The sequence below is a fragment of the Pseudomonadota bacterium genome (assembly GCA_039193195.1).
Lineage (GTDB): Bacteria > Pseudomonadota > Gammaproteobacteria > Steroidobacterales > JBCBZW01 > JBCBZW01.
This window is the reverse complement of sequence record JBCCWS010000109.1, coordinates 1-2,090: the sequence shown is the minus strand read 5'-3', so window position 1 is coordinate 2,090 and position 2,090 is coordinate 1. Positions and strand designations below refer to the sequence as shown.

At 64.3% G+C, this 2,090-nt stretch carries 2 protein-coding genes; one reads left to right on the top strand and one right to left on the bottom strand.

Annotation, left to right across the window (positions count from 1 at the left end; all coding sequences use genetic code 11):
• Positions 1-295, top strand: a 295-nt coding sequence (locus AAGA68_27460; protein MEM9388809.1) for a hypothetical protein, incomplete at its 5' end; no start/stop codon positions are given.
• A gap of 844 nt (positions 296-1,139) precedes the next feature.
• Here the strand turns inward: AAGA68_27460 and AAGA68_27455 are convergent.
• Entirely contained in the window at positions 1,140-1,442 is a 303-nt protein-coding gene (locus tag AAGA68_27455) for a hypothetical protein (GenBank protein ID MEM9388808.1), read from the bottom strand.
• Positions 1,443-2,090 lie beyond the last annotated feature (648 nt).

The window sequence follows — 2,090 nt, the reverse complement described above, 5'->3', positions numbered from 1 at the left end:
TGATTCGAGCGCACATCTTGTCCACTGCCTCGGCGGCGCCGCGGCTACAAAAGTCGGGGGAGCCCACAGGGACCCCAACCACATCGAGACCGGCATCGGCGATCGGGATGCCGGCGATCGTGCGCACCTCATGGCAACCAACGACGATCTGGCTGGCCAGGTGCTGCAGGCCTGGGAGATCCGCAAGCCCTGCACTATGGGAGGCCGAGTACGCCACACACTAGGCGCGCACCAAGCAGCCATTGCGGTTAAGCGCGATCGTCCGGCCATACGCGCTGATGGCGTCGAAGAGTAGCGGGGACGCTGGCCCGAACACGAACGTGTCGTCGAAATAAGCGCGTGCGCACACAACACCGGGAGCGGCGTCAAGGTCCTGCAGCTCCGGAAAGGAAGCCACGGCGTACGCCGAAGGGAAGGACGGCATCCCTCGGCGGCCACCGTTCGCGGACTTGAATGGCGCCAGCTCACCACCAAGCACGAGGTCGCCGGCGGGCGCGAGGGACGCTGCCAGCAAGCACCCGAACCGGGCGATCTCGCCACCAGCCGAAGGCAGCGCTCAATGACCGTGGCCCGCTCGATGCGGTTGAACGCGTTGGCTTCGTCCAGCTTGACGACGGCCCAGTCAGGGTGTTGTTCAAGAAGCGACCGCGTCGCGAACGCAAGCATGTCCATGCCACCGGAGACGCCGACGCCGACCTGGACTGGAGCACAATGTCGCGCAACCGCATCCTTGATAGACCGCCCGAAGCACGACGCAGCACTGCGGCATCGGGTCGATCCGATGGCGATAGGCCGGACCAGCGGCGCGGAGTCGGCCGACGTGGACGGGGACTTGACGATAGCGAGCAAACGAGCGCCGGCGAGGTACCCGTAGTACCAGAGGGGCATCTCGCCATCAACGTAGGCGGCCTCGATCTCGTTTTCCAGGCCCATGACCTGCTGGGGCTTGGGGTCCGAGAATTCGTTGGTAAGGACGGACAAGTGCTCGGTGATGAGCTTGTCAGGACCAACCGCCGCATGACGACGCAGCGACCGGTAGGTCTCGGTGAGGTCGAGCACGACGCGAGGCGGAACGGGCGCAGCACGCGAAAGGCCGCCAACAGCCCTGCGTCGTTCCGGATGGTGGCGAGCAAACTGAGCTACGACGGCGGGTTATGCGCATTCGCGATACCCAAATTCGTGAGGAGATGGGTGGCGTGCGAGAGCTCGCCGGGCCGGACGAGCGTCAACGCGTGCGCAACCGTGGACGAGGGAGCCGGTCGAGGCCCGCGCCTATCGCCTTTAGCCACGTCCGCCATGAAGGTGTCGAAGAGGCGCTCGTAGTCGCCGCGATCCCAGGCGTCAAACAGTGCGTGCACAGCGGCTGTACCCCGCTCGCAACCACGAGTGGCGCGGAAGAACAAGAAATGCAGCACGATATGCCATTTGAGCGCGCGATCCACCTCTAGCGCGGTACGTGCTCGCTCCCCATCAGGATCACGTCGACCACCGCCTTCGCCCAGCGCACGCCGTAGGTCGCGTGCGGTCGAACGTTGGCGGTGATGGGACAGGTATGGAGCGAGGCAAGGTCCAGCTCGTCACGGGTTATGGGCAGTCCGGATTAGCGCCACCAAGCCCTGGCAACCCGCCCCTGGTAACACGCCCGCGCGCTGAGCGGCACACGCCAAGCTCACCTTTGTCCGACAACACCACGACGACACTTGCGACCGACTTGGCTCTGGATCACATCGAAAACACCACGTTACCGCTGCATCTTGGACCAGCGCCACAAATGGGAGCTCGCGCCATCTACTACACGTTGGACGGCATCTCAGCCACCGGCTACCGACCACACACGGCCTCGACTGCTCTTACCACCCGACAGCCCCACATGCACGCGAGCCAACTCCGGCAGCATTTACATCGACCTCAACAACGGAGGCAATCATCGACGGCTAGCACCACGCTCCCCGGTTCCCTCCGGACTCGACTGCACTTACCACGACAGCGGTCCAACAAAAACGCGAGCCCACAGCTGCGTCAGCGATGACCTTGCTATCCACAACACAGGAGGCACACCAGACACGCCTGTCCTCTGAGACAGCCGCACC